The organism is Coraliomargarita algicola (assembly GCF_033878955.1).
Classification (GTDB): Bacteria; Verrucomicrobiota; Verrucomicrobiia; order Opitutales; family Coraliomargaritaceae; genus Thalassobacterium; species Thalassobacterium algicola.
The window spans coordinates 1,161,100-1,187,231 of the sequence record NZ_CP138858.1 but is presented as its reverse complement, the minus strand read 5'-3'; the positions used below and the strand labels follow the sequence as shown (position 1 = coordinate 1,187,231).

The following is a 26,132-nucleotide window of genomic DNA, read 5'->3' as shown; positions in this document are numbered from 1 at the left end:
CGCAACATTTCAAAAAAGGTTTACTAAATGAGCAACGAAGTAGCACGCGACGTCCTAGGCTATGAAGCCACCAAATCATTCGACCGTGTCGGCATTACAGTCGCCGCCCCCGAGGCCATTCGCGAATGGTCCCGTGGTGAGGTGAAAAATCCCGAAACGATTAACTATCGCACATTCAAACCGGAGCCAGGCGGTCTTTTCTGCCAACGTATCTTCGGTCCTGTGCGCGACTACGAGTGCGCCTGTGGTAAATACAAGCGTATCAAATACAAGGGTGTGATCTGCGACCGCTGCGGTGTTGAAGTGACTGTCTCCCGCGTCCGCCGTGACCGCATGGGACACATCGAACTCGCCGTTCCAGTCTCTCACATCTGGTTCTTGAAGAGCATGCCGAGCCGTCTTGGCTTACTGCTCGATATCACTGCACGTAATCTTGAGCGTGTCATCTACTACGAGAACTATCTCGTGATCGATCCAGGTAAGACACCACTTGAGGAGCGTCAACTTCTGACGGACCGCGAGTATCTCCAAGCCCAAGAAGAGTATGGCGAAGATTCTTTCGTCGCCCGCATGGGGGCGGAAGCAGTGCGCGACGCACTCGCACTAGTTGACCTTGAGTCTACAGTGACAGAGTTGCACGAGCAAATGCACGCCACTCGCTCGAAGCAAATTAAGAAGAAGATCTCCAAGCGTCTCAAGACGATCCAAGGCTTCATGGAATCGGGCACACGTCCAGAGTGGATGGTCCTTGAAGTGCTTCCAGTCATTCCACCGGACCTTCGCCCATTGGTGCCGCTTGAAGGTGGCCGCTTCGCGACCTCCGATTTGAACGACCTCTATCGTCGTGTCATTAACCGTAACAACCGTCTCAAGAACCTGTTGTCTCTCAAGACTCCAGACGTGATCATCCACAATGAGAAGCGCATGCTGCAAGAAGCTGTGGATGCGCTCTTCGATAATGGTCGTCACGGGCGCGCTGTCACGGGTGCTGGTAACCGTCCACTCAAGTCACTCTCTGATATGCTCAAGGGCAAGCAGGGCCGCTTCCGTCAGAATTTGCTGGGTAAGCGCGTCGACTACTCCGGTCGTTCCGTGATTGTTTCGGGTCCATCACTGAAGCTGAATCAGTGTGGTCTGCCTAAGAAAATGGCACTCGTTCTTTTTGAGCCATTCATTATCCGCCGCCTCAAAGAGCTCGGCTTCGTGCACACCGTTCGTGGCGCACGTAAGATGATTGAAAAGCAGTCGCCCGAAGTTTGGGACATTCTTGAAGAAGTCACTGCAGGTCACCCGGTTCTCTTGAATCGTGCGCCTACATTGCACCGCCTCTCCATTCAGGCCTTCGAGCCTGTGTTGATTGAAGGTGATGCGATCCGTGTGCACCCACTCGTCTGCACCGCTTACAATGCTGACTTCGATGGTGACCAAATGGCGGTTCACGTGCCTCTCTCACTGGAATCAGTGTTGGAAGCCAAGACCCTCATGATGGCGACTCACAATATCTTCTCACCATCTTCTGGTAAGCCGATTTTGACTCCGTCGCAGGACATCGTTCTGGGCTCTTACTTCCTTACCTTGGACCCACCGGTCAAGCCCAAGGAAGGCGTGCGTCTACCTATGGTCGTCAATGCCGACGAGTTAGACACAGCCGTTGCAGATGGTGCGCTCGACGTTCACGATTGGATCAACTATATCAATCCTGACTTCGAAAAAGAAGGCACTGTCTTCGGACGCGCAGATAAGAAGATCATCCGCACCACTGTGGGCCGTGTGATTTTCAATACCATCTGGCCCGACGAGCTTGGTTTCGTAAACTTCCCAGTGCCCAAAGGCAAATTGGGTGATATCATTCTTCAGACCTACAAGACTGTTGGCCGTGAGCGCACCGTCATCACACTTGACCGTCTCAAGGATACAGGCTTCAAAATCGCGACGCGTGCTGGTGTTTCCATCGGTATCGACGACATGATCATTCCACCAGCCAAGCCTGCCATCGTGAAGGCTTCGCGTAAGAAGATCGACGAAGTTGAAGGTCAGTATAAGAAGGGTATCATCACCGAAGGGGAGCGTTACAACAAGATCATCGACATCTGGACTGGTTGCACCGACGACATCGCCAAGGCGGTATTCGAAGAGCTCAAGTCCAATGGTGGCAAGGAGTCTGTGAATCCCGTTTACTTGATGATGGATTCCGGTGCTCGTGGTAATAAGCAACAGGTTCGTCAGCTTTGCGGAACTCGTGGTTTGATGGCCAAGCCTTCCGGTGAAATTATCGAACGTCCGATTCTTTCCTCATTCCGTGAAGGTCTTTCCGTTCTCGAGTATTTCATCTCGACGCACGGTGCTCGTAAGGGTCTTGCCGATACCGCGCTGAAGACTGCGGATGCTGGTTACCTTACCCGTAAGCTCTGTGACGTGGCTATGGACTGCATCATCGAAGACTTCGACGATGGCAACCGTGACGGTGTCTGGAAATATGCGATCTACGAAGGTGACGACGAAATCGTATCTCTCTACGACCGTATCGTCGGTCGTTGCTCTTCCAACGATATCAAGAATCCACTCAATCCAGACGAGTTCCTCGTTAAGAATGGTGAATTGATTACAGAGGAAGCAGCGCGTAAGATCGAAGACGTCGGTGTGGAGCGCGTGAAGGTTCTTTCTGCACTCACCACACGTAAGAAGGTCGGCATCACTGCTCTTGAATACGGTATAAATCCCGCTTACTCGGCTATGGTCGAGCGTGGTTCATCCGTTGGTATCATCGCTGCCCAGTCGATTGGTGAGCCTGGCACTCAGCTGACCATGCGTACTTTCCACATCGGTGGTATTGCGTCGGGTGTGCTTAAGAATCCAGAGATCAAGATCCGCACAGGTGGTAAGGTCGTCTATAAGGGCCTCCGTATCGTTCAGACTGCAGATGGTGCGAACATCGTTCTTAATAAGACCGGTTCCGTGCAAATCCTCGACGAAGACGATCGCGAAATCGAAACCTACAAGATCGTGGTGGGCTCCGTTCTGACTAAGGGCGACGGCGATACTATTGAGAAGGGCGAAATCCTCTCCATGTGGGATCCGCACAACATTCCAATTCTCTCCGAGAAGGCAGGTCGTATCAGCTTTACTGATATGATCCCCGGTGTGACAATTAAGCGCGAGCTCGATGAGTCCACTGGTCGTATCGCCACTGTGGTGATCGAGCACAAGGAAGACTTGAACCCTGCGGTCAACATCGTCGACGACTCCGGTAAGACCATTGCTACTTATGCAATTCCTACGGGAGCACAGGTTGCTGTGAATGACGACGACGAAATCGCTCCCGGCACCATGCTTGCCAAGACACCACGTCAAGCGTCCAAGACACAAGACATTACCGGTGGTCTGCCACGTGTTGCTGAGCTCTTCGAAGCACGTCGTCCTAAGGACGCAGCGGAGATGGCGAAGATCGATGGTATTGTTTCACTCGACGGCACTGTTCGTGGCAAGAAGAAGCTGCTTGTTACCGATCCAGAGACTGGTGACGAAGAAGCACACCTCATTCCGCATGGTAAGCACCTCGTCGTTCAAGTCGGTGACTTGGTCCAAAAGGGCCAGAACCTGACTGAAGGTGGTGCGGATCCGCACGAGATCCTCGAAATTCTCGGGCCATCCGCGGTGCAGGACTATCTCATCTCCGAGATTCAAAAGGTCTACCGTCTGCAAGGTGTGGAAATTAACGACAAGCACATTGAGGTCATCATCTCGCAAATGCTTAAGAAGGTCCGTATCACCGATCCAGGTGACTCCACTTCTTCTGGGGCGAGCAAGTGGACCGCTTTACGTTCATGTCTGCCAATGACCACATCGAAGAAGCCGGTGGTATGCCTGCTGAAGGTGAGCCAGTGCTGCTTGGTATTACCAAGGCATCGCTTGAAACCGAATCCTTCATCTCTGCGGCATCCTTCCAGGAAACCACACGTGTGCTCACCGACGCCTCTACATTGGGTAAGGTCGACATGCTTAAGGGCTTCAAGGAAAACGTCATCATGGGTCACTTGATTCCTGCCGGCACAGGTCTGCCAGCCTACCGCAACTTGAAGATCGACACGCTTGGCGCTGGAATGGAGCAACTCAGCCCCGAAGAGGCCGCTGAACGTATCGAAGGTGTGGCCTTGCCAACACCTGAGTTCAATGCAGAAGGCACTCCTGAGGTCGCCGAGTCAGTCGTTCCCGAAGCGGATGCGATTGAATCCGACGTCGAAACCACGGAGACACCGGACGCTGAAGCCAGCTAAGCTTACGCAACGATAAATCATTTACAAAGAGCCGCCCTGTAAGGGGCGGCTCTTTTGCGTTTAGCCCCACGCAGCAAAGGTTGGAGTTCCGTCTTTAGACGGCCGCGTTGTATCGGTGCGTACTCTTTCTAGAATGAACGAATCCATGTGATCAAGTCTTCGATGCCATCGAACGCTTCACGTTTTGCGGCGTGTTCAACGCTCCAGCGCCCTGAGCCCACTGTGATCGCAAAACTGGCAGTGTCGTGTTCGCTTGCGATGCCGAAGCCGAGTCGTTCCAATGCGCGCTGTGTCCATATCCGTTCCAGTCCTTCGCCGTCGAGCTTCACTTTGAGGCAGGCGACCGGGTGTGTGCGAAAGCTACCCGCGGCGGCGTCCCAGTCGAGCTTGTCATTGGCAAAGACTTCTGCAAATTGCCCATTCAGCGCGAGCGCCTCTGGGGCTCCCTGAATCAATTGCCCCGTTGGCGTCATCAGCCACAGGCGATCGGCAAAGCGGAGCGCTAAATCCAAGTCGTGGGTCGAGAGCAGTAGGGCCAGGTTTTCTCGCTGGGCTAGATTGCGCAGTATCGACATTAGCTCCACACGACGTGGCAAGTCTAGAAATGCAGTCGGCTCGTCCAGTAGCATCAGCTTGGCTTCTTGCGCCAAGGCACGTGCGATGGATACTTTTTGCCGCTCACCGTCGCTCAATTCGGCGACTTGTCGATGGCGTAAGGCCATGGCACCCACGGCCTCAAGGGCCCATTCGATCCGTTCGTGATCCTGTGCTGTGAGTCCACCAAACCAACCGGAGTAGGGGTGTCGCCCCAATGAGACCAACGAGTAAACATCCATCATGCCAGTGTGCATCGTCTCTGTGAGTACCACACTGACGGCACGCGCACGCTCGCGAGGCGCGATGCTATTTATCGGCTGCCCCGACAGTTTCAGTTCGCCCGCCAAAGGAGGCTGCATGCCTGCCAGCGTACGTATCAATGTTGATTTGCCCGCACCGTTGGGGCCGAGCAGGCAGACGAATTCGCCCCCATTTAAAGCGCATTCGAGTGCTGGAGCGATCATCGTGCTTTCGCTGCCATGATGGTAGCCGATGCATAATTTATTCGCGGTGAGTTGTGCGTCGCTTGCCATCTTAAAACAGTCGCTTCAATTTACGTTGTTTGACCAGTGCTGCAATAATGACGGGGGCGCCCACCAGCGCAGTAATGGCATTCAGCGGCAGCACTAAGTCTAAGCCGGGGCCACGAGACACAAAGTCCGCAGAGACAGAAAGTAGGGCGCCCACTAAGATTGAAGCCGGAATGAGCACACGGTGCTGACTCGTTTGAAAAAGGTAACGGCTTAAATGAGGCGCTGCGATGCCGAGAAAGCCAATTGGTCCGCAAAATCCCGTCACCGTGCCTGCGAGTAGCGACGCGCCCAGTAGCACGAAGAAGCGCACTTGTTTCGCGCGCGTGCCCACACTTTCCGCATAGTGTTCGCCCAGTAGTAGCGCATCCAGCGGTTTCATGAAGAGCGCGCTTAAGCCAATGCCGGCTAAAATCGCTGGCGCGAAAAACTTCATTTGTGGCCAACTCACATTGCCGTAGTCGCCAAAAGACCAGTTGATAAAAGACTGTAAGCGTTCGGCCATGCTGAAGAACATCAAGATGCTCACCAGTGCGCCAATGGTGTAGCTAATCATGAGTCCAATGATCAGCACCGACATAATGTCCACGCGTCGCGACAACAGCAGCACGACAAAGAGTGTCGCCGCAGCGCCTCCACTGGAGGCGAGGATCAAAAGCACCTGCCCCGAGCTCTCTAAGCCATCCGTCAAAGTTAAGCCAACGGGACCTATGATTAGCAGCACGACGGCGACGCCTAGACTCGCGCCAGAGTTGACACCCAACACAAAGGGATCTGCCAGCGGATTGCGAAAGACCGTCTGCATCAGCAGTCCAGCTGTGCCCAAGGCCGCACCTGCGAGTAGCGCGGTCATCACTTGCGGCAGTCGAAAGTCCACTATGATCTGCCGATGTATCGCGTTGACGCTCTCGTTGCCGAGCAAGGCCTGTAATACCTCGCCCAAAGAGAAGTTCGCACTGCCCAAGCAAATGCTGAGAGCCGACACAATCAATAAGCCTAGCCCGATGATAAGAAAGAGCCAGACGCCACGTTTAGAGGTTCTGTTGCTTGCAGTTGTCACAAAATAATCAAACTATGCTGTGAGCATTAACCTTCGATATCTGGGATGCCTTCTAACTCCAGTATGAATTTGGGAATCTGCTGCGGCACAATACCCCAAATGACTGCCTCTTCGACATGATCGTAAGTTATGAGCTAAAATATTTCTGAAACCAATAATTGCAGGCCAATCTGAAATGGCTGAAAGATCTTCCGGAGCTGTTCTTTTGACTTGGTTCAGTGCCTCACCAATTATTTCAAATTTTCTTTCTTCCGCTGAAGAGAGCAAATCATTCGAACAATAATCGTCAAAGCTGTGTTTGGAGCAAAAAGTTTGAATCGCCCGTGATGCGATGAGTGCATCGTAGAAATAGGTCAGTGATGTCTCATTCATGAATTACGGTCAGATCTCGCTCAATTGAACGTTTCAGATGCGGGTTACGTATCATGCGAGGTGTCATTAATTGAACGGGGCGCTTAAATCGTTTTTGTGCTTCCTCGATAAAACCTAGGTATCTGTCGGGCATGGTGGCAGGCGAGGGGGCAGCAAATTCCGCTAAGAAATCTATATCACTGCGACTCGTTTCTTCCCCGCGTGCAATCGATCCGAACACACATAAACGACTAATTCCAAACTGCTTGCACAGGTCGTGGGCGTTGGCTCTAAAGCGGTCGTCAATCAACATAATGCTTTAGCTTACAGAGAAGCCCCGGTGCTGCAATCAAACTATTTAGCGGCTAGCCGTATATTTAGAGCATCTTGATTTTCCTTCTTTGCGGGGTAGCGCAAAGCATGGCGAATGACCCAACGGCGGTTCTTTGCGCGTGCCCGATCGCTCATGGCAGCGCTCTCTGCGAGCCAGCGTCTGCAGGTTTCTAATACCAGTTCCAGGTGGTCTTTTGCAATATCGCCCAAGTGGTTCGCCACGGAGCGCCGCACATAGAGCTCAGGGTCATCTTTCAGCTGTTCCAGCAGTGGCAAACTGAGTGTTGGTTCGACTTGTATATTCTTCAGTCGCATTGCCCAAGGTAGACGTGAGCGAGTGCCTTCGCTGACGAGGCGTCGCACATGTGGGTTTGGATCTTGGCACCATGTCTCCAATGCTTGGAGACAGTCCGTCTCATGCTCAATGATGAAAGGGCGAATGCTAAACTCCGCCGTGTAGCGTTGGGTGAGCTCGTAGTTGGCGCGCATCCCGCTTTCGAAGTCGGCAACTGCGTAGCGGCCGATCCACTCGGAGTGCGGCATGTAGAAGAAGGGGGCCAAGCCGTAGTCTTGGGTGACTTCCAATTTCGGGCCGAAGGATTGGATGACGATTTCACAGGCTTGGCCAACGTCCTTGGGCAACTGTTGATTCAGCGCCGTCGCGATGTGGCGCGCGCGGTCTTTGAGTTCCAGGGCTGCAAGTCCGTGGCTGGCAGTCTGAGTAAAAGCTTTGACGTCGAAACTGGCATCCACGGCAGCAAAGGACTCGGCGATTAAGTCGACCAGTTTGGCGTCGATTAACTGCTTGAGCGGCACCCCCGTCAGAATGGTGTGGGGCGCGAGGAATCTTTCGGATGGGTGCATTGTTTGCTGAATGTAGTGCCGGAAAAGAAAGGAAGCGATTAGTTGCAGATGATCGTGTGTTTCGACAGATGGAATCGAGACAGATTGAACGTTCAAGGTCCAGCCGTGATTAGGACCCGGCGACTGCTGACGTGACTGGCGTCACATCGCTACTGGAGACTATGAACCAGCGAACTTGCGCTAGCAAGGTCTTGGGAACGTCGAACGTTCAACGTCCAACATCGAATGTTGAATGGCCTACTGTTGTAGGGTGCGACTCACGAGAATCGGTTCGTAGCGAACTTGCGCTAGCAAGGTCCAGCTGCGCTTGGGGCTTGTGGACTGTTGACGTGACTGGCGTCACATGGCTAGAGCAATCTTCAGAAGTTAGCTGAGATATCAACGAATGATTTTTCGTTTAAATGTAGTCGCTTAAGGTCTTGTTGAGATCTGTCATGCGCACTGATTTAGCGATGATTCATTGATGCGTATCTGTCGCTGAATCATTGACTGTGGTTCGCAGTGGGGTGAAGCGCTTGATCCAATTCGAATCTATTGTTGTGAGTTTGTCGCGTTTGAAACTTCTCTTTGGGATTTAGTCGTTTGCAGTTCTCAAGCCATTAAGCGTATAGGATGTTCGCACTTTACCATTTTTGAACAACACAGTCGTTTTTACTAAATCAGCAATACAATGCTCCTCTGTGTAATTCTTCAACAACTCAACTGCTTGTTCTTTAGACAGGTTGTCATCCAGCTTTCCGGAAATTTTGTGGCCTGCGTCGTTTACAAAATCAAAGCGCCATGACTCAAGTAATAGCCCCTTAAATACGCCTCGTTCTTGAATCACAGTTTCACTTGTCTGGGTGGAATTAACGCGGTCATAGGCGTCGGAGGCTTCGACTGGATTTAAGGTGCAGCGGTAGTCGCCAGACTCCATGCGTAAGCCCGCATGTCCTTCTGATACTACTTTGAGGAATTCTCGTAGGCTTTGAATGACTCTTGGCGCGGTGTCATCAAGCTCTGCTGCAAAGTCTTCATCGCTACGGCCGGCGGATTCGACTAAGCGAGTGACGTGCGCGAGTGTGTCAGCGAGCTGGTCTTCTTCAAAGAGTTCCTCGTTGTTTGCTTTGGAAAGTTCTAGTCCAAAAGAGCCGCGCGGTAATCCTGTCAGGATGAGGCGCGATTCTTCTTCCCCCGTGCGTCGTCCACGACTGCCCAATGCGCCATGCCAACGTTGTGCATGTTCGCTCATGACCATATTTTGGAATGGAGCTAGAATACGACCTGCGAAGCTTGCATCGATGCCAGTCGAACCAACCACTGGCTCGCCTGAGAAAAAGAGAACGGTGCGCGGCTCTTTGTTGCCGACGGGGAGCTGTTGCAGCATTTCATTCAATTCCTCTTTGCGCTGAGAGAGTCCTAGGGCCATGACGGGGTGCTCGCCTGTGAGTTCAATCAGACGCTCTGTCTCAAGTAGCTGAGTCTTAATGAAATCTCTGGTTCGTCGTGTCGTCATAGCACAATGTTCTCTAAATGGGCTTTCGCTTCACTATCCTCTGCAGGAGTATTTAAGTCAATCTTGAGCATGCCCTTCCAGACGCCGTCTCGGTTGTGCGTGAAGAGTTGTAGCCAGTAGCGAATCTGTTCGACTGTGAGCTGAGGCGAGTGACCCGCATCGATGGCGTAGTGGTCCAGTTTGAAGCGAGCTTTTACTGCAGTATTATCGCCCAAGTAAATCGTGAGTATAATGGGAATCTCACACGGAGGCACAAAGGCACGGAGCTTAGGTTCGGCAGGATCCTACGAGTCAGCTTTCTGAGTATGTTCTCTTTTTTGGTGGCTCTCGTCGCTTTGGTTTTAATCGTCGAGTGGTTTAAGTTCTATGATCTCAGCTGTCTTGCTAAATATTTCAATGAGGGAAAGCACTGCAGTTTGCAGCTTGATTGCAGATAGCGTGGTTAGCCCGCCTTTGTTTAGAATTTCGTTGAACGCATAGTTGAGCAGTGGTTTCTCTTTTGACTCCTTGAACTTACGTTCGATTGCTTGGTTCTTCTCGCCAGGGGGTGTCTCGATTAAATGTGCCATGAAAATCGAAGTGCTTTTGTGGACAGTGAGGATTGTCGCACGGGCCGGGAGTAGGCGGCCGTGGCCTTCACGTTCGTATCCGAGAACTAGCAGTAAGGTGAATTCTAGGAGCGCTTCGCTGTCGCTTGCTTCCATATGCTCTTGAAATGTGAGTATATACTTGAAGATCTCTGATTTCGTTTGAGCGTAGTAATTCAGTATAGCGGTCCGCTCGTTGAGCGGGATGTCCGGCATTGCTCTGAGTTGAGCAGTGAGGGTTTCTGAGCGCATGGAGTGTGTTATCCTTCAGTCGAAAACGCTTCTTTGAGCACGGCTTGCAGGAGATCGGCGGCGTGGGTGCGGGAGTGCTCGATCTCAGCTTCCAGTGCTTTGCAGTTCGTCATCAGTGCCTCAACCCGTTCGACGATGGCGGCTTGCTCGGCGAGGGGGGGAGGGGGATAGGGACGGTGCGAACATTTGGTAAGTTGAGTCCTGGCTTGTCCCCCTTTGAATAGCTGAGCAGAACTCCGCGGGGGCCGCTATCTGTGGTCAAACAACGATGTATCCATACAGAAAGTTCTGTCTCCATTAGTCGAGTTAGAGCGATGTGTTGACTGACATATGCTTCATCGAGTTGCTGATCGACTCGCGCGGTTTTTCCACAGTTCCCTCCCGTGATTGTGACTAAAATGTCGTCAGGTTGAACGCGAGTTCTCTGGCCCTCCATTTTATCGGGGAGTTTAACGAATGCCGTCTGCGATAGATCCAAGAGATCGGTTTTGATATTCTGAGCTCGGATAAAGAGGGAGCCTTGATTCGCGTAGTAGGCCTTCCAGCCTCGCGATCCACTCGTTACAAACTTGGTAAGGTCACCCAACCTGCACCACTCCCATCCCTCCGGAATCTCGAAGGGGATTTCTTTTGGGGTGATTTTTGGAAGGGGTTTTTCTTTTCGGATTTTCTTGTCGGCGATGAGGCGGGCTTTTTCGGCTTGGATGCGTTGGAGGAGTTCGCTGGCGGGTTCGACGTCTTGATTCGCGGCGCGCCAGTCCGCCGTTAGCTTGCCCTGAATCGCTTCCTGCAGGATGGCTTGCTTGAGCTTGCCGAGCAGGGATTGCTGGTGGGCGATTTCTTTCTCTAAGTCTTTGTTGGCGTCTTCGGCTTCATCAAATTGACGAGCGATGCGTTTTTGATCCTCTAGGCTGGGGAGCGGGATCGTCCAATCTAATACTGTATGAGCGCGAACTGACGCGTAGTTTGTTGAGCCTTTCGCAACGATCTGTTCTTGAAGAATTCCTGCCTGGCAGATGACGTTCAAAAATGATGGTAAAAGCTTCTGCTTGTTTACTTCGTAGAGGTAATAGTGGCTACTTACGATTGCACCTTCTAGTGACGTCGGAATGAAGCCATAACCGCCCACTTTTGCATCCATTTCAGCGACGATAAAATCACCTGCTTTGCAAAGCTGTTGTGTCTTAGTTCTGATTTCAGCACCTCTTTTTTTGTGCCTAAGCATAACCCCTTTTCGATGAAGCCGAATTCTGACGAGTTTATAATTTGTAGCATCGTCAATTTTTATTTTTTCGGATCTGTGCTTTAGAACAGTCGATAGTTTAACGGTTTTCACGATTGGAGAGCCTTTTCGATTTTAGTAAGCAGTTCTTTTGCCTTATCAAATGATTCACTAAGAGCGGAAATCGCTTCGTTGCTCGTTAGTTGCTGCTCGGCTTCGACACTGGTTGGATTCTTCACATCCAGATCAAAGCCGTCTTTCAAGTCCTCGACCTTCACCTTCCAAGCGACATCGTTTTCCACGCGCTGGTCCCACCATTCGATCATGGGGGCGAATTCGTCGAACTGGATGACCTTGGTTTTTGAGTAGCTCTTTTGGCCTGCAGGCAGGCGGTGCTCGTAATACCAGATTTCTTTGGTTCGGGTGCCTTTGGTAAAGAAGAGCAGGTTGGTGGAAACGGTGGCGGGGTGGAAGGTGGACTGCGGGAGGCGGACGATGGTGTGGAGGTTGCAGTCGGTGAGGAGTTTTTCGCGGATGCGCTCTTTGTAGCCGTCGCCGGTGATACAGCCGTCGGGCAGGACGATGGCGCAGCGACCATTGGTTTTGAGCAGCTGGATCATGAGGATCACGAAGAGGTCGGCGGATTCCCGGCAACGGAAGGAGGCGGGAAAGTTGGTCTCGACGCCGTCGGCGATGCCCGCGCCGAAGGGCGGATTGGCGAGGATGCAGTTCACCTGCTGCTTGGGGCCGATGCCGTTGTATTCTACCTTGAGGCTGTCCTGATAATGGTAGTCGGGCACGTCGATGCCGTGGAGGATGAGGTTGGTGAGGCCGAGCACGTAGGCGACGGGCTTGTATTCCCAGCCGGTGATGGTGTTTTGAAGAATGGCCTCGTCGTCGAGGGTGTGGACTTCGTGCTCGCGGACATAGTCGATGGCGGCGCTGAGGAAGCCGCCCGTGCCCGCAGCGGGGTCGAGGACTTTTTCGCCGAGCTTGGGCGCGGTCATCTGAGTCATCAGTTGAGTGATGGCGCGGGGCGTGTAGTATTCGCCCTTGTTGCCCGCATCGCGCAGTTCGATCAGGATGGATTCGTAAATGGTGCCGAAGATGTGGCGGTCCTCGGAGTTGTTGAAGTCGAAGCCGTTGAGCTGGTTGATGACTTTGCGCATGGCGAAGCCGGACTTCATGTAGTTGTTCAAACCATCAAAGACTTCCCGCACGATGGCGGCGCGCTTGGGTGCTTTACTCGACTGCAATTGTTTCAAGTGGGCAAACAGGCCGTCGGTGGGATGGTCGATGAAGGTCAGCAGTTCATCGCCGGTGATGCCCTCGGGATCAGTGGCCCAGGTGCGCCATTGGAATGGTTCTGGAATGACGGAGCTGTAGTCCTCGCGGATGAGTTCGAGCTCCTGATCCTTCTCATCGAGGATTTTGAGGAAGAGCATCCAGCCGAGCTGTTCGAGGCGCTGGGCGTCGCCAGAGATTCCCTGGTCTTCGTTCCGCATGATGTTGCGGACGTTTTTGACGATCGATGAGATGTTGGGCATTTTTTTGAAGTGGGAAGTGGGAAGTTTGAAAATTTAACGCGAAAAGTGTGTCAGATTGGCTCTTTTTCGGTGTCGGTGCAAATGACGGCAAATAAGATTTAAGCGGCCCAATGTGGAATATAGCGCACTCGATTTTTTTATGAGTTAGTAAAGCTTAAGCGGCTTATAGTGAATAAGATGTGAATAAGTATTCGCCTCTTTCTTTACTAGAATTCGAGTTTTCTTTGCTAAATGTCATTACTTTTTAGTAAAGCCCAGCTTGGTTTACCACGAGAGCCGATATTATGTATTTTCTTCTCAATACGTAGGCGAGTTAAGAGATTACGGACTTTGTTTGTCTTTTGCGCTTCTGTCAGTCCGTCGCTCAGTTTACTGAGAAGTAGTTGATCGATTTCAGTCCGGCTGGCTCTGTTGTATTGATTTAAATAATCGATAATCAGTTTTTCATAGAAAGTGTCGTCTTGTGCACGGGTGCGAATGTAAGCCGCTTTGCTTTCGGTCGCCGCCGCAACTTCGGCAGAGATGTGTAGGTTCGGTTTACGGCCTTCGATCCACTTGGCTTTACGAAGGCGCGCAACGATGCGGTCATCGGCAGGCAGTCCTTTTTGGATGCGGTCGAGAGCCATCACATCATTAAGAGGGATCTCAGTGTGTTGTAGGAGTAGACGTGTATACGCAGGGTCGACTATCTTGCCGTAGAGGGTGAGTTGCACGGCATTATTATCGGAAAGATTATAATCCGGCAGTGGGAACGAACGCGCTGCTTGTTTGCGATACATCCGATGGATTCCGTAGCCCATAGTATCGATCATTCCCAGTTGAGCCATGGCTTTGACTAGAAAAGTATTTCTGTAACGGCGCGGAGTCTTGCGCCCTTCGATGTAAAGGCTGGGATCGCCTTCGTAGAATGTTCCTTCGTTTTCAATACTTAGGGTATCGGTGAATTCGGTCAGAATAACACGAGCATTTTGGCGGTAGTCTTGATGAGCGATTGCGTTGTGGAGACCTTCCAATACGACCTTTTGATCGTATTTACTGACATCTTCTCCAATCAATTCGTTGGCGGGTAATAGGCGTATCTTTATATTACGAATGCGCTGATAGATGATGCTCGTGTTGAGCAAAAAAGGAGGTCCGTAGTGCTGATAGGCTGATTCCGTGCTTTCCAGTTTCCATGTGATTTGTGCTGGATGAGGATTGAGCAGGACTGCGGATTCCGGGCGTCCTAACAAGAGTAGTGCGGCATTTGTGATTTGATTGTCACGAAGCAGTCCGAGTCTTTGGAGGAAGTCAATGTCCTGCCATTGCTCGATTTCCTCTTCACTAAACCGAGACGTATTATTTTTGCTGAAAATTTGGCGTGCACGTTGTAATGCTTCGGGCGATAGGTCGCTCATCGTGGCGTTGGAAGCGATGCCAGCGGCCCATTCTTCCTTCGAAGATTGAGCTCGGATGCGATCCTCCTTCTCGATGTCGAGGGCGCACAAACTTTCACCTGAGCGGGCATAACGAAAGCCGTTCCATCCGATTGGCATGCCCGCGGGTGCGGGTGGTATCTCAAATAGCAAGACCCGTCCTTCCGGGAGTTCAATCTCGTGGATCTCGCGAAATGTCATCGAAGGCTCGAGGCCTGCTCTAACATCGTTTTTGAGGGCCATCAAATGTTCTGGCTTGGGTTTGTAATTGGTTCCGCAGATGGTTCTGGTTTTATTGTTTACTCCAAAGACCAGCCAGGCTGATTCAATACCTCTGAGATTTGCCTCATTGGCTAAGGCCGAGAAGTAGTGGCCTAACTCTGATGTTTTGAAATTGTTATCTGCCTGTTTGAACTCAACTACTTCGCTTTCCCAAGCGGAGATGAGCCTGTGTAGTCGTTCTGTGAGTTCCATTTTAGATTTCATTGTTTCTTGGAATTCGGGCAAAAAGAAACCTCCCGGGGTGCACATCGTGGAGAGGTGTGGGAGGTGTTGATGAGAAAAGTCATAATCTGGCTAAAGGGTGCGTCAAGTGACTTCTGCTTACGCGCTGTGATAGAGTTCGTTGGTGAGTTCGCGGATGGCGGCGTCGTAAGCGGGCTTGCCGCCGAAGGCGCGAACGATCTCGGGGGCGGTGCCGAGGCGTTTGATGGGATCGAGTGTGATGATGGCGGGGTTCTCGAGGTCGAGTAGGCCGTCGTCGGCGTATTTATCGAGCAGGCTATCGAGGACGGTGCGGGCGAGGTCGCCATACTTGGTGAAGTAGTTGCGCTTCTTGACGTTGTCGGCGCGTTCCTTGCGGGTGAGTGGTTTTTGCTCGAAGGCGACGTGGCAAATGAGGTCGAAGGGATCGAAGGCGGAGCCGACTTCATCCTGCAAGGCGGCGAAGAGGACGCCATGTTGTTCGAGCTCCTCGACGATGGCGCGTTTTTTGTCGGCTTCGCGCCAGGACATCAGGAAGGCATCTAGAGAGCTGTAGCTGGTGCGGACGTTCTTGCGGGTGTAGTCGCGCAAGCTCTCGGTGATGATCTTGCCGTCGCCCCCCATGTATTGAACGCGCTCTTTGATCACGGTGACTTCGACGCCATTGACCGTGACCTTACGCTTCTTGCCGTATTCGGCTCCTTCTTCGTCCAAGGTGATATCGGGAGTCTCTGGTTCTAGGAATTCGATGTCGTCGCCGGTGAGTTTGTCGGTGATCGGGGAATCGTCGCTTTCTTCGTCGGTGCTGGAGATGTCGTCGTTTTCGCCGGCTTCCTTCACGCGGACGGGATCGCCGTCGAAATCTTTGTCGGCGAAGAGCGCGGTGACACTACGGAAATCCATGATGGTGAAGTAGTGTTTGCCGTAGTCTTCGTTAATGCGGGTGCCGCGTCCGATGATTTGCTTGAACTCGGTCATGGAGCCGATGTTCGAGTCGAGCACGATGAGCTTACAGGTCTGAGCGTCGACACCCGTGGTCATGAGCTTGGAGGTCGTCGCGATGACAGGGTAAGTCTCGGCAGGGTGGATGAAGGCGTCGAGCTGATCCTTCCCTTCCTTGTTGTCGCCCGTGATTTGCATCACGTATTTGCTGTTTGCTGAGACGAGGTCGGGGTTGGCGTTGGCCAGTGCCTTGCGCATGCCTTCGGCGTGCTCGATATCGACACAGAAGACGATGGTTTTGGAGAAGCGATCGCTGCCCTTGAGGAATTCGGTGATCTTTTGGGCGACCAGTTGGCGGCGTTCTTCGACGATGATGTGTTTGTCGAAATCGGTGCGGTTATAAATGCGGTCTTCGACCTCTTGGCCGTCCTTATCCTTGAAGCCTTTTGGCGGACGCCAACCCTCGGCGTCGATGTCGAGAGTGACCTTGATCACTTTGTAGGGTGCGAGGAATCCGTCGTCGATGCCTTGCTTGAGCGAGTAGGTGTAGAGTGGATCACCGAAATATTCGGAGCTGGAAACGACCTTGGTTTCTTTGGGCGTAGCGGTCAGGCCAATGTGAGTGGCACCTTTGAAGTATTCGAGAATCTCCCGCCACTTGCTGTCTTCGCGGGCGCTACCGCGATGGCACTCGTCGACGATGACTAGGTCGAAGAAGTCGGAGCTGAATTGTTTGTAAGCGTCGTTGTCCGGGTTTTTGTTGTCGGAGAGGCCCTGATAGAGCGCGAGGTAGATATTGTAGGCGGTATCGATCTGCTTGTGCTTGATCACAGTCATCGCGTCCTTGAAGTGGCGGAAGTCGCCCCGGACGGTTTGGTCAATGAGGGAGGTGCGGTCGGCCAGGAAAAGAATGCGCTTTTTTATCCCGCTTTTCCAGAGGCGGTAGATCAGTTGGAAGGCGACGTAGGTTTTGCCCGTTCCGGTCGCCATGACGAGGATGTGGCGGTTGTCGCCTTCGTTCTTCGCAACGGCTTCGACGGTGCGGTTGATGGCGATCTGCTGGTAGTAGCGGGGGGAGCGGCCTGAGCCGTCAGAGAAATAGTCTTGTGAGACAATCGAGGCCGCTTCCTCGGAGATGCCTTTGTAGGCTTTGTATTTCTCCCAAAGGGTTTCGGGGGATGGGAATGAATCGAGGTCTAGCTCTGATTCGATCTGGCCGGAAGTGATGGTGCGGTCGTGAAAGATGAAGCCGTCGCCGTTGCTACTGAAGACGAAGGGAATCTCCAGCGTTTCAGCATAGTCGAGCGCTTGTTGGATGCCCGCGCCGACGGTGTGTTTATTGTCCTTCGCCTCGATGACGGCGATAGGGATGTTGGGCTTGTAGTAGAGAATGTAGTCCGCGCGTTTCTGTGCGCCGCGGGTGTGAAGTTTTCCCCTGACGTAGATGCGACCATCGGTAAAGCCGACTTCTTCGCGAACCTGTGTGTCGATGTCCCATCCAGCGCTCTTGATACTGGGATTAATGAACTTCGTGCAGATGTCGCGTTCACTTAGGTCTTTTTTATTCATGCTGCTAGCTTGGTGAGTCTGTCGAGGGCAAGTTGACTGGGGCGTTATCTTTGTAATTGTGATGAGGCATTCAGTTTCGTCTTATCTTGGATACGTCTGTTTTCTAGCTGAAGCGTAATTCCGTATTACGTTGCGTTATATCAACAGGTCATCAAGAGCAAAGCAGAGCCAAGGAGTGATATTCGGCGTTAGTGATTTATGCCAATTCTAAGGATACATGATCCTTAATTCAGAAATCAGAGGCCAGGCACTGTGAATCCGTTCGTTATGAAGATCACGGCATGCGCCATTTTGACGAGACGGGAAGTGCGATAAATTATTGATATTCACAGCTGGCCTCTGTCTTCTGACTGCTCTGTCTGGCACACTACGGAAGCTAGGACATTTACAGGGGGAACGGGGGGATGGGGAATGTCGAACGTCCAACGTTCAACATCGAATTTTGAATGAGTCTGTGTTGGAGCGGAGGTACGGGGGACGTCGAACATTGAATTTGCGCTTAAACCTAAAAAAATGAGTCGAACCGTTAATTACGTTAATTTTCGTTAATTAGAACGACATCAACCGCTGCTGGTTGTGCGCTTAAGAATTAGAGGTGTCTTTTATTAATTCCAATTTTAATTCGCCAATTTGGCGACAAGTCATATTAGCGCAAATTAATGTAAATCAACGGTTTAAAATGATCGATCCTAAGCCGACTGCCGGATGAAGGTTGAATCACGGTTCAACTACTTTCTAGGATTGTTCGATGTTCAATCTTCGCACGTTCGCCTACCAAATGGCTCTAAGTTTCTTCAGACAGTAGAAACTGGAAGTCTTCTTTGCTGATGAGCGCCTGACCTTTTTTACCGGAACTGCCCTCGTTTACGATCGATTCAAACAGTGCTTGTTTACGCTTCTTGAGTACCATGATTTTTTCTTCGACGGTGTGGCGCATGAGTAGGCGTTGTATAAAGACGGTCTGCTTTTGTCCGATGCGATGGGCACGATCGCTGGCCTGGTTTTCGACGGCGGGGTTCCACCAAGGATCTACGTGTATTACATAACTGGCGTTCGTTAGGTTGAGTCCGACGCCTCCAGCTCTGAGGCTGATTAAAAATACCTGTGGCGTCTTTGATTTTTGAAACGTTTCGACCAACTGTGTACGCTTGGTGGTGGGGGTTGAGCCGTCGAGTCGGAGCGGGGCCAGACCTTGTGCTATGAGGGCGTTTTCGATGCAGTCGAGGCTGCCGATAAACTGCGAAAAGACTAGGGCGGAGTGTCCTTCGTCTACAAGTTCGGCTAACTTGTTGTTTAGATAGTCGATCTTTGGTGCTGGCTTTTTCATGGGCTTACCCAGCAGTTCGGGGGAGACACAAGTCTGCCGTAGGCGAGTCAGCGCGGCGAGCGCGACGATGCCTGCTTGCGATTTGGTCTTTTCTTGGTAGGCGGAGAGCACTTCTTCACGCACCTCGCCAACGGTGCGGGTGTAGATCTCTTTTTGCTCTTTGCTCATGTCGAGATAGAGATCCGTCTCTTGCTTGGGCGGTAGCTCTTTGAGGATGGCGCTCTTGGTCCGTCGCAGCAAGAAGGGCTGTGCGCGGCGCAGGGGCGTCCGGTTGCCTTCGCGTAGATCTTTTTGAAAAGCATCGTAGCTGCCCATCAGCCCTGGAAGCGCCAGTTCCATAATGGTGTGAAATTCGCCGGGATGATTTTCCATGGGCGTGCCTGTGAGGCAAAGTGTGAAGCGTCGATTTAAGCGGTGGGCGGCTTTAGTGCGGCGTGAAGTGTGATTTTTGAGCGTTTGTGCTTCGTCAAAGACGACTGCTTCGAAGTGCTCCGCTGCAATTATTTTTATGTCGCGGCGGAGGATGTCGTAGGTCGTTAGAATGAGGTCGGCCTTTTTGCAGCTGGTGAAGTCGCGCTTTGTGCCTGCGTATTCCGCAATCTTTATTTTCGGGGAAAATTGATCAAACTCGTTGCGCCAGTTAAAGAGTAGGCTGGGGGGCACTACCACCAGGAAGCGTGTGCGAGTCTTGGTGTGATTTTTAACATAAGTGAGGAATGTGATCGCTTGAAGGGTTTTACCTAGCCCCATGTCATCTGCCAAGCAGGCTCCAAAGCGGTGCTCGTATAGAAATACCAGCCAATCGTAGCCGTGCTTTTGGTAGTCACGCAGCTTTGCCTGAATGCTGCGTGGAAGTGGGCGCTTGGGGATGCCTTCGAATGTGAGCAAGGCATTGAAGATTGTTTCGGCTGCCGGAGGCAGCTGCACATGGGCACCTTCGCGCCGGAGGGCGATCCATTGCAGCATGTCCAAGCGCGAGGCCCTGCCGATGGCTTCGTCATGCTTGTGCTTGGAACCCTTAGCGAGATCGGGGACCAGGGCGATGAGCTGTCGCACGGCGGCTTCCTTGTCGAGCCGCGGAATGACGGTGCGGCCATTGATCTTAATTAAGAGTTGCCCTTGCAGCAGCAGTTCCCATTGAGCGCGTGGTATGGTCGCTTCGCCGCAACGAATTTCTGCCTTGAGCTCAAACCAGTCGAGTTTGGCATCGGACATGACTGCGATGTCGATGTCGATCGCGACAGACTCCAGCGGCTGCCCGTCCACGGAGAGCTCGATCTCGTTGGCATCGCAGACCAAGGCGAGCCGCTGTAAGATAGCGAGCTCATCTTGCTTACTGTCCGAACGCTTTCGCTTGCTAGCGTATGTGCTGCTAACCAGATTTAACTCTGTAATGATTTGTAGGATGGCAGCCATGGGGAGCTGCACTTGTCGCCAAGGAGATTGGGTGGAGCCTCGCTTACTGCCATTCTTGAAAATCATCGGAATTGTCTCATTTCCGCGACAGTAGTTGGATTCGATCGACTTTAAAAAACGTTTGGCAGCCTTGCGGAATTCGGGCTTCTTAAAGCTGGGACATTCCAGCATCGCATCGATTAAAGCATAGCGTTCCTTGGTGTTCGGGAGCAGCGGTAGTTTGTTTGAAATTTCGAGCAACTTGCGAATGCGTAAATTGCTGCCCATTAGGGGGACGTCCTTTGCGGCTTTATTGGCTAGATCCCACCAGCCAGAGATGAAGCTGGAGGTATCCACTAAATGCTGATCCACAGTGGCGTCCAAAGAGTAAGCGTAGTCACTCTTCCTGGACTTACTGGGGGACTTAATTCGCAGCGATAGTTTGAGTGGCGTGCTATCAGCATTGCCGGGTTCAAGAATAACGGGAACTCCATTTCGTGCGAAATTAGCCTTTCTTAGCTTTGTGCGCTGCTGGCTGTCGAGTGCGAGGGCGAGTCTGTTGAAGTTTTCTGGGGAAATGCCGATGGCGGCTGTTTCCCCGGATTCATAATGGTCTGTGGCGGGCTCGAAGGTGTCGAGGAGGTATTCAATGTCCTCGATGGCGACTTCCGCGAGTGTGCCGTCGGACAAGAGCACGCCTTCATCGGAGAAATATTCGACGACTGAATCAGCCTTCTCTTCTTTGAATGTAGAGTCTACTATCACCAATTGTTTTTTGGACGCATAGTCGAAGGAGATTTCAGGATGGATAATTCCGATCTGCGGTCGAATCTCAATGTACTGCTTGGGGCTCGTTTCCGCTTCGAACTGGATCTGCTTTTCTGTGGCATAGCGGTGCAGATCGATTACTGCACCCCATTCATCGTAGGGGGGGAGTTGAAGACAAGTTTTCGCTTTTGAGTTCAAGTGACAGTAAGGGTTCACTTGATAGCATAATTCTTGGGGGAGGGCCGCGTTTCCTCGAACGATGGCGGTCTTTTGGTTATGGGGCTCGAGGCGAAGTCGAGTCAGTTGCTTCCGGCTGGTTTTCGAGCTGAGGTCAATGCTTCGAGCGAGTAGGTCTATATTGGCCTGGATGGGGCTTAGATTTATAAAATTATATTGATGAAAGATGTAGGCCAGCGCGGCTAATGTCGCGACTGTGTGCTCGCAGGGTGCCGCTTTATTGCCCCGATTACATTCACACTGCCAAGTCGGGTTTTTATTGGGCAATCTCTGCAGGGTAAGTGTGTATTCTTTGTCGGCACGCACCCTGGCCTCAAAGCCCTTTTGATCTGGCTGGGGTTTTAGACCGCTCACCTGACCATCCACGAAAAGCATGCATCCCTGTTCGAGTGTTTTGGGGGCGGAAATTTCTTTTAAAGTCGTCGCATGCCAATCGTTCCATTCTGGATACTGCAATTCGAAAGCTTGGTTCGGTCGGTAAGACTCCATGTTATTTTAAATTTTCGTAATAGATCAGTTCGTGTTCGGGCAGTCGCTCTGGGTGGAAGATCTTGATGAGATCGGCAAGTATTTCTTCTGGATGCACGATCCCGCGCTCCCAAATATTGTTGCCGCCGTGCGGGCCGACTTGGCGGGTGTTGTTGTAAACCTGCCCAATCTGTGTGGCGCGAAATTTGGTAAAGCGAGGGTCCGCGGCGAAGAGCTCCGCCAAGCTGCGATACGCGCTGGGGTCGATCCAGTAGTCCGCTTCGGCGGCTTTGAGAAAGACACGTTCGGTGTCCAGTGGAATGCCTCCTTGGCTGTCGTTGTCGGACCAGAGGTAGTGGCCACCTGCGTCTTTAATAGCTCGGGCGGTGAAGCTATCGCCGCCCGCTACGTGCCAAGTGCCAGAGTAGGGGGCGCTGCAAAATACGCTTGGGCGCTCTTGTATGCTTTGAGTGGATGCACGCAGCGCTTCATAGCGCTGGGCGGATGCTTTAAAGACTTCGTTTGCCTTTTCGGACACTTCGAAAAAAGGTGCCAAGAATTTGATCCATTCCGCGCGTGCGAGTGGGTGGCGTTCCATGTAGCTGGCTGTGATGACGACTGGCAGGCCGGAACGGATGAGTTTCGGTGGCACGTCAAAGCTTGGATCGCCTGAGATACTTGTCAGGATTAAGTCCGGCTGTAGTAGCAGTAGACTTTCGATGTTTAAACTTTGGCCGATTTGGATGGTTTTAATTGAGCCGTTACGTGTGCGCTCGCGGATGCTAGGCTCACTGATGAAATCGACGGTGGCGGCACCCACGATGCGATCGAGTTGGTCGAGGGCGTCTAAGTAGCCGATGTAAACGGTCTCCATGACGACGACTCGTCGCACGGGCGTGCGAATGACGAGCGCATCTTGAGGTAATTGCTTCGGCAGTGCTGCCTCTCGCGGCACGAGCGCGTAGCGATGGCTGCGACTGGAATTGCGAAAGAGGTTTTTGACCGTCAATAGTTGATAGCCGCTGTGCTCCACGAGTTCGAAATTCTGTGCATATGCCAGCGAACTGGCTGTGGGCGTCGCTGCCTGACAGAATGCGATGCTCCAGAGCAATATTAGGCTAGTGGTCAAAAGCTGTTGCATATACAAGGTCGTCTTTTAGTAAATTTGAAAATATTTTGTATGACATGAAACCGAAACTGAGCAAGAACATCGATGAAGTTTGCTATCCCTTTATCTATGAAAGTTCACTTAAGTGTGATTATGAAATACATACGGATGCGATGTGTCGGCAACTTGGTGGTATTCTTTCGCTGATGCCCGAGAACCTGCCAGAACTGATTGCAGAGCTGGCAAAATTACAGCCAATGATTTACCATCTAAATGGTTCGATTCGTGGTAAGTGTGCTTTGCGCGAGGAAGATTTAATTTGGCTTCGTGAGCGTTATGGCGCGCATCGCGATTCAGTGGCCGACTGTTTGTCGGGATTTATATTGCCGCGTGGGCATTCGCCTGTGCCCGAGTTGAATGCCGCCAGTTCTTCGGCGAAGGTTGCGATTCGGTTGATGGTGCGCTTGTATGAGACCGAGGGGGTAGACATTCCCGATGTGTTGCATCGATTCTGTAATGTGCTCTGTAATTACTATTTTACCTTAACGCTTGTCATTAATCGCTCACGCGGGGAAAAAGAAATTCCATTTGAAAGTGGAAGCTACCGTGTGCGTAGTTCTCCCAAAAAATAGTGCCTGCGATTTAAGTATGACAGCCGAAGAAAAAATATTAATCAGTCAAATTCGCCAAGATGACGCGGAGCTGAAGAGCCGTGAAAAAGCTCTGCAACGGCTCGGCGAAATACTAGAGGAAACATTTATTCTAGATCTCTTGCCAGACAAGGCCGTGATTCAGGCGCTGGAAAAACTAGCCACGACTAAGTCGGCCCCCGCGAGTTTGAAGCGAAAAGCGAAGTCCTTGGTGAAGGCCTACAAAATTTAAACGATTATGCTTCCTTGGTTTCAAAATGGGCAATTTCCGTTGTATCTCGCGCCGATGGCCCGATTTACCGACATCATTTTTCGTGAGTTCTGCAAGCAGCAGGGCGCGGATGTGATGGTGACTGAGTTTGTGCAGGCAGATGCCTTGACTCGGGAGGACCCGAAATTGTGGGAGACGGTGGACTTTACGGAGGCGCAACGTCCTATGGGCGTGCAGATCTTTGGCTCAAATCCGGAGTCGATGGCTGCCGCAGCACGCATGCTAACAGAGCGCTTGCAGCCCGATTTTATTGACATAAATTTTGGTTGTCCGGCGGATCGTGTGATCTGCATGGATGCGGGCTCATCGATGTTGCGCAATCCAAAGAAATTGGGGCAGGTGACGGGTGCTGTGGTGAAAGCCGTGCCGGATACACCTGTAACGGTAAAAATACGTACCGGCTGGGATGATGATACGATCGTGGCCAAAGAAGTCGGGCACATCGTGGAAGGCGAGGGCGCGCAAGCGCTCGCAATCCACGGGCGTACCAAGGTGCAAGGCTACCGTGGCGATGCCAATTGGCCAGTGATCGCGGAGGTGGCTGAAGAGTTGACGATCCCGGTGATTGGCAATGGCAACATCAGCAGTGCTGAAGATGTGATCCGCATTCGCGAGCAGACCCGCTGTGCGGGCTTAATGATCGGGCGTGCGGCGCTGGGCTACCCTTGGATCTTTCGTGATATTAAGCACTATTTGAAACATGGCGTGGTACCCGAGCCCCCAAGCATCGCTGAGCGTTGGGATACGATTATTGATTACACACGTAAAATTATGGCGCGACCTTTTCGCGAGCAGCGACACAGCGACTTGCGCTGGATGCGTCCTAAGTTTATCGCTCTCACTAAAGGCATGGAGGGCTCGCGCAGGATTCGTGGTGCCCTCGGTCAAGTGAACCAGATCGAAGATCTGGAACGGGTGGCGCAGATGCACATAGCGCGTATCGAGCAGTCTGAGTAGCGGGTTGTTGGGCCTATCGCACGGGGCCCACAATTGCAACGGGATCGGTTAACATTAGGGCGATTGAAATGGCGTAAAGCAGGAGGCCCACGAAGAGCAGTGTGCCGCCGATGGTATAAGCGCGCGTTTTGCGATTACGGCGGTACAGTGCTTGTTCGAGAGCGTGTTCTTTATCCTGACTGGCAAGAGTGGTAATCCATTGCACGCGCATGACACGTCGAAAGACCCACGCTGCGCTACTGAGGGATACTAGAAGTCCGGCCACGATGAACAGCTGTGCGGCTGGGCTGCTGCCGGCGATTAGGCGTCCGGAGAATCCTGTGACGGTGACGACCATACCTGCGAGGCTCATCAATACCTGAGCGCGCGTGTACACAATGTTGAGTTGAGATTCCGCCACTTTGAGGGCAGCCATTAAGTCGCCCTTACAAAGCTCTAGGATCGTGGTGGCTTCGGCTTTTATCTCAGGGGTGATATGCATGATAGGGGATGTTCTAAGGGCGGAGATGGGAAAAGGCACGCCAACAATCGATGTCAAACGGGCAGAATGTTGTTTCTGTTAAAAATAAAAGCCGCCTTCCGATGCTAGGGAAGGCGGCTTGTGAATTGTTTGACTGGTGTCTGAGGCCTTGCCCTAGTTTTTATAGACGTGGCATGGTGAGGCCGCCGTCGACCATGATGACTTGTCCTGTCGAATAGGGGAAGTCACCCGATGCCAGGGAGCCCACTGCTTTACCGATGTCGTCCGGGAAGCCCCAGCGTTTGGTTACGCAGAGCCCGTCTTCGATGAGTGCGTCATACTTGTCTGTGACGCCGCTGGTCATGTCGGTCTTGATCACGCCTGGGCGGATCTCATACACCGGAATACCGAACTCACCGAGACGTGCCGCAAAGAGTTGCGACATCATTGCGATCCCGGCCTTAGAGACGCAGTATTCACCGCGGTTGACTGAAACGACAGTGGCCGAGATGGAGCCGACATTGATGATGGCGTAAAAGCCCTCCGTGTCGGCGGCTTTTTGTTCAATCATCCAATTGGCGGCGGCTTGGCTCAGGAAGTAGGGGCCTTTAACATTGGTGCCGACGACATAGTCGAAGCTCTCTTCGGTGGCTTCCAAGATGTCCTTGCGTTCCTTAGGGGCCACGCCTGCATTGTTGACCAACACGTTAAGCTTGCCGAAGTGTGCTTTGATCTTATCCAGCATGGCGCTGCGGGCATCGGCTGAGCCGATGTCGCCTTGGCAATAGACAACATCTGCGCCCAGTGCTTTCAGTGCAGCGATGGGCTCGGCCAGTGCCGATTCGTCGCGCATGCCATTGATAGCGATGTCGAAACCAAGCTTAGCGAGTTGCGAAGCGCAGCCGAAGCCGATGCCACGCGAGCCCCCCGTGACGAATGCGACAGGTTTGTTTGAAGTAGTCATAGTCTG

Annotated in this window: 19 protein-coding genes and 1 pseudogene; 4 read left to right on the top strand and 16 right to left on the bottom strand. The window is 52.2% G+C overall.

Going from position 1 to position 26,132, the window contains the following annotated elements; translation table 11 throughout:
• Positions 1–27: 27 nt before the first annotated feature.
• Positions 28–4,274, top strand: a pseudogene (gene rpoC, locus SH580_RS04565) (DNA-directed RNA polymerase subunit beta').
• A 128-nt stretch (positions 4,275–4,402) separates the two neighbouring features.
• Here rpoC and SH580_RS04555 read toward each other — a convergent pair.
• From SH580_RS04555 to SH580_RS04490, 14 genes are all read right to left on the bottom strand, one after another.
• Positions 4,403–5,404: an ABC transporter ATP-binding protein gene (locus SH580_RS04555; protein WP_319833832.1), complete on the bottom strand. Its 1,002-nt coding sequence runs from the start codon at positions 5,402–5,404 to the stop codon at positions 4,403–4,405.
• Between the two features lies 1 nt (position 5,405).
• Positions 5,406–6,461: a FecCD family ABC transporter permease gene (locus SH580_RS04550; protein WP_319833831.1), complete on the bottom strand. Its 1,056-nt coding sequence runs from the start codon at positions 6,459–6,461 to the stop codon at positions 5,406–5,408.
• Between the two features lie 12 nt (positions 6,462–6,473).
• On the bottom strand, positions 6,474–6,833 hold the full coding sequence (locus SH580_RS04545) for a HepT-like ribonuclease domain-containing protein (RefSeq protein WP_319833830.1): 360 nt from the start codon (positions 6,831–6,833) through the stop codon (positions 6,474–6,476).
• Positions 6,826–7,125 (bottom strand): nucleotidyltransferase family protein, encoded by a 300-nt coding sequence (locus tag SH580_RS04540; protein WP_319833829.1) that lies wholly within the window; start codon positions 7,123–7,125, stop codon positions 6,826–6,828. Before SH580_RS04540 ends, SH580_RS04545 begins: the two co-directional genes overlap by 8 nt.
• Before the next feature lie 41 nt (positions 7,126–7,166).
• On the bottom strand, positions 7,167–8,009 hold the full coding sequence (locus tag SH580_RS04535) for a hypothetical protein (protein WP_319833828.1): 843 nt from the start codon (positions 8,007–8,009) through the stop codon (positions 7,167–7,169).
• A 574-nt stretch (positions 8,010–8,583) separates the two neighbouring features.
• On the bottom strand, positions 8,584–9,504 hold the full coding sequence (locus tag SH580_RS04530; RefSeq protein WP_319833827.1) for a hypothetical protein: 921 nt from the start codon (positions 9,502–9,504) through the stop codon (positions 8,584–8,586).
• Positions 9,501–9,719: a DUF6932 family protein gene (locus SH580_RS04525; protein WP_319833826.1), complete on the bottom strand. Its 219-nt coding sequence runs from the start codon at positions 9,717–9,719 to the stop codon at positions 9,501–9,503. The genes SH580_RS04530 and SH580_RS04525 overlap by 4 nt, the downstream gene beginning before the upstream one ends.
• Before the next feature lie 126 nt (positions 9,720–9,845).
• Positions 9,846–10,343, bottom strand: a complete 498-nt coding sequence (locus SH580_RS04520; RefSeq protein ID WP_319833825.1) for a hypothetical protein — start codon at positions 10,341–10,343, stop codon at positions 9,846–9,848.
• A gap of 112 nt (positions 10,344–10,455) precedes the next feature.
• Positions 10,456–11,679: a restriction endonuclease subunit S gene (locus SH580_RS04515; protein WP_319833824.1), complete on the bottom strand. Its 1,224-nt coding sequence runs from the start codon at positions 11,677–11,679 to the stop codon at positions 10,456–10,458.
• Positions 11,676–13,112, bottom strand: coding sequence for a class I SAM-dependent DNA methyltransferase (locus SH580_RS04510; protein ID WP_319833823.1), 1,437 nt, complete (start codon positions 13,110–13,112; stop codon positions 11,676–11,678). The genes SH580_RS04515 and SH580_RS04510 overlap by 4 nt, the downstream gene beginning before the upstream one ends.
• Positions 13,113–13,339: 227 nt before the next feature.
• A complete protein-coding gene (locus tag SH580_RS04505; RefSeq protein WP_319833822.1) occupies positions 13,340–15,013 on the bottom strand; it encodes an RNA-binding domain-containing protein in 1,674 nt (557 codons plus the stop codon).
• Positions 15,014–15,130: 117 nt separating this feature from the next.
• Complete coding sequence (gene hsdR / locus SH580_RS04500) at positions 15,131–17,521, bottom strand: EcoAI/FtnUII family type I restriction enzme subunit R (RefSeq protein WP_319833821.1); 2,391 nt, start codon at positions 17,519–17,521, stop codon at positions 15,131–15,133.
• 784 nt (positions 17,522–18,305) lie between these two features.
• Complete coding sequence (locus SH580_RS04495; RefSeq protein ID WP_319833820.1) at positions 18,306–21,737, bottom strand: DEAD/DEAH box helicase; 3,432 nt, start codon at positions 21,735–21,737, stop codon at positions 18,306–18,308.
• 1 nt (position 21,738) lies between these two features.
• On the bottom strand, positions 21,739–22,857 hold the full coding sequence (locus tag SH580_RS04490; RefSeq protein WP_319833819.1) for an ABC transporter substrate-binding protein: 1,119 nt from the start codon (positions 22,855–22,857) through the stop codon (positions 21,739–21,741).
• 44 nt (positions 22,858–22,901) lie between these two features.
• Here SH580_RS04490 and SH580_RS04485 point away from each other — a divergent pair, with 44 nt between their 5' ends.
• Genes SH580_RS04485 through dusB form a run of 3 tightly spaced genes read left to right on the top strand, consistent with a single transcriptional unit; the run spans position 22,902 to position 24,702 of the window.
• The gene (locus tag SH580_RS04485; RefSeq protein ID WP_319833818.1) at positions 22,902–23,456 is read left to right on the top strand and encodes a hypothetical protein; all 555 of its coding nucleotides are present in this window, start codon (positions 22,902–22,904) and stop codon (positions 23,454–23,456) included.
• 16 nt (positions 23,457–23,472) lie between these two features.
• Positions 23,473–23,706: a hypothetical protein gene (locus SH580_RS04480; RefSeq protein ID WP_319833817.1), complete on the top strand. Its 234-nt coding sequence runs from the start codon at positions 23,473–23,475 to the stop codon at positions 23,704–23,706.
• A gap of 6 nt (positions 23,707–23,712) precedes the next feature.
• Positions 23,713–24,702, top strand: a complete 990-nt coding sequence (gene dusB / locus SH580_RS04475; protein ID WP_319833816.1) for a tRNA dihydrouridine synthase DusB — start codon at positions 23,713–23,715, stop codon at positions 24,700–24,702.
• Between the two features lie 13 nt (positions 24,703–24,715).
• Here dusB and SH580_RS04470 read toward each other — a convergent pair whose 3' ends face one another.
• Both SH580_RS04470 and SH580_RS04465 read right to left on the bottom strand, forming a co-directional pair.
• Positions 24,716–25,183 carry a hypothetical protein gene (locus tag SH580_RS04470; protein WP_319833815.1) on the bottom strand — a complete coding sequence of 156 codons (468 nt, stop codon included), beginning with the start codon at positions 25,181–25,183 and terminating at the stop codon, positions 24,716–24,718.
• A gap of 160 nt (positions 25,184–25,343) precedes the next feature.
• Positions 25,344–26,126 (bottom strand): 3-ketoacyl-ACP reductase, encoded by a 783-nt coding sequence (locus tag SH580_RS04465; protein ID WP_319833814.1) that lies wholly within the window; start codon positions 26,124–26,126, stop codon positions 25,344–25,346.
• Positions 26,127–26,132: the final 6 nt, after the last annotated feature.

What these genes read in the sequence shown, in the direction of transcription:
- SH580_RS04505 (WP_319833822.1), bottom strand. Translation starts at nt 15,013, where the DNA reads ATGAAATCTAAAATGGAACTCACAGAACGACTACACAGGCTCATCTCC.
- SH580_RS04530 (WP_319833827.1), bottom strand. Translation starts at nt 9,504, where the DNA reads ATGACGACACGACGAACCAGAGATTTCATTAAGACTCAGCTACTTGAG.
- SH580_RS04465 (WP_319833814.1), bottom strand. Translation starts at nt 26,126, where the DNA reads ATGACTACTTCAAACAAACCTGTCGCATTCGTCACGGGGGGCTCGCGT.
- SH580_RS04555 (WP_319833832.1), bottom strand. Translation starts at nt 5,404, where the DNA reads ATGGCAAGCGACGCACAACTCACCGCGAATAAATTATGCATCGGCTAC.
- SH580_RS04510 (WP_319833823.1), bottom strand. Translation starts at nt 13,112, where the DNA reads ATGCCCAACATCTCATCGATCGTCAAAAACGTCCGCAACATCATGCGG.
- SH580_RS04540 (WP_319833829.1), bottom strand. Translation starts at nt 7,125, where the DNA reads ATGTTGATTGACGACCGCTTTAGAGCCAACGCCCACGACCTGTGCAAG.
- SH580_RS04535 (WP_319833828.1), bottom strand. Translation starts at nt 8,009, where the DNA reads ATGCACCCATCCGAAAGATTCCTCGCGCCCCACACCATTCTGACGGGG.
- SH580_RS04545 (WP_319833830.1), bottom strand. Translation starts at nt 6,833, where the DNA reads ATGAATGAGACATCACTGACCTATTTCTACGATGCACTCATCGCATCA.
- hsdR (WP_319833821.1), bottom strand. Translation starts at nt 17,521, where the DNA reads ATGAATAAAAAAGACCTAAGTGAACGCGACATCTGCACGAAGTTCATT.
- SH580_RS04480 (WP_319833817.1), top strand. Translation starts at nt 23,473, where the DNA reads ATGACAGCCGAAGAAAAAATATTAATCAGTCAAATTCGCCAAGATGAC.
- SH580_RS04495 (WP_319833820.1), bottom strand. Translation starts at nt 21,737, where the DNA reads ATGGAGTCTTACCGACCGAACCAAGCTTTCGAATTGCAGTATCCAGAA.
- SH580_RS04485 (WP_319833818.1), top strand. Translation starts at nt 22,902, where the DNA reads ATGAAACCGAAACTGAGCAAGAACATCGATGAAGTTTGCTATCCCTTT.
- SH580_RS04520 (WP_319833825.1), bottom strand. Translation starts at nt 10,343, where the DNA reads ATGCGCTCAGAAACCCTCACTGCTCAACTCAGAGCAATGCCGGACATC.
- dusB (WP_319833816.1), top strand. Translation starts at nt 23,713, where the DNA reads ATGCTTCCTTGGTTTCAAAATGGGCAATTTCCGTTGTATCTCGCGCCG.
- SH580_RS04490 (WP_319833819.1), bottom strand. Translation starts at nt 22,857, where the DNA reads ATGCAACAGCTTTTGACCACTAGCCTAATATTGCTCTGGAGCATCGCA.
- SH580_RS04470 (WP_319833815.1), bottom strand. Translation starts at nt 25,183, where the DNA reads ATGCATATCACCCCTGAGATAAAAGCCGAAGCCACCACGATCCTAGAG.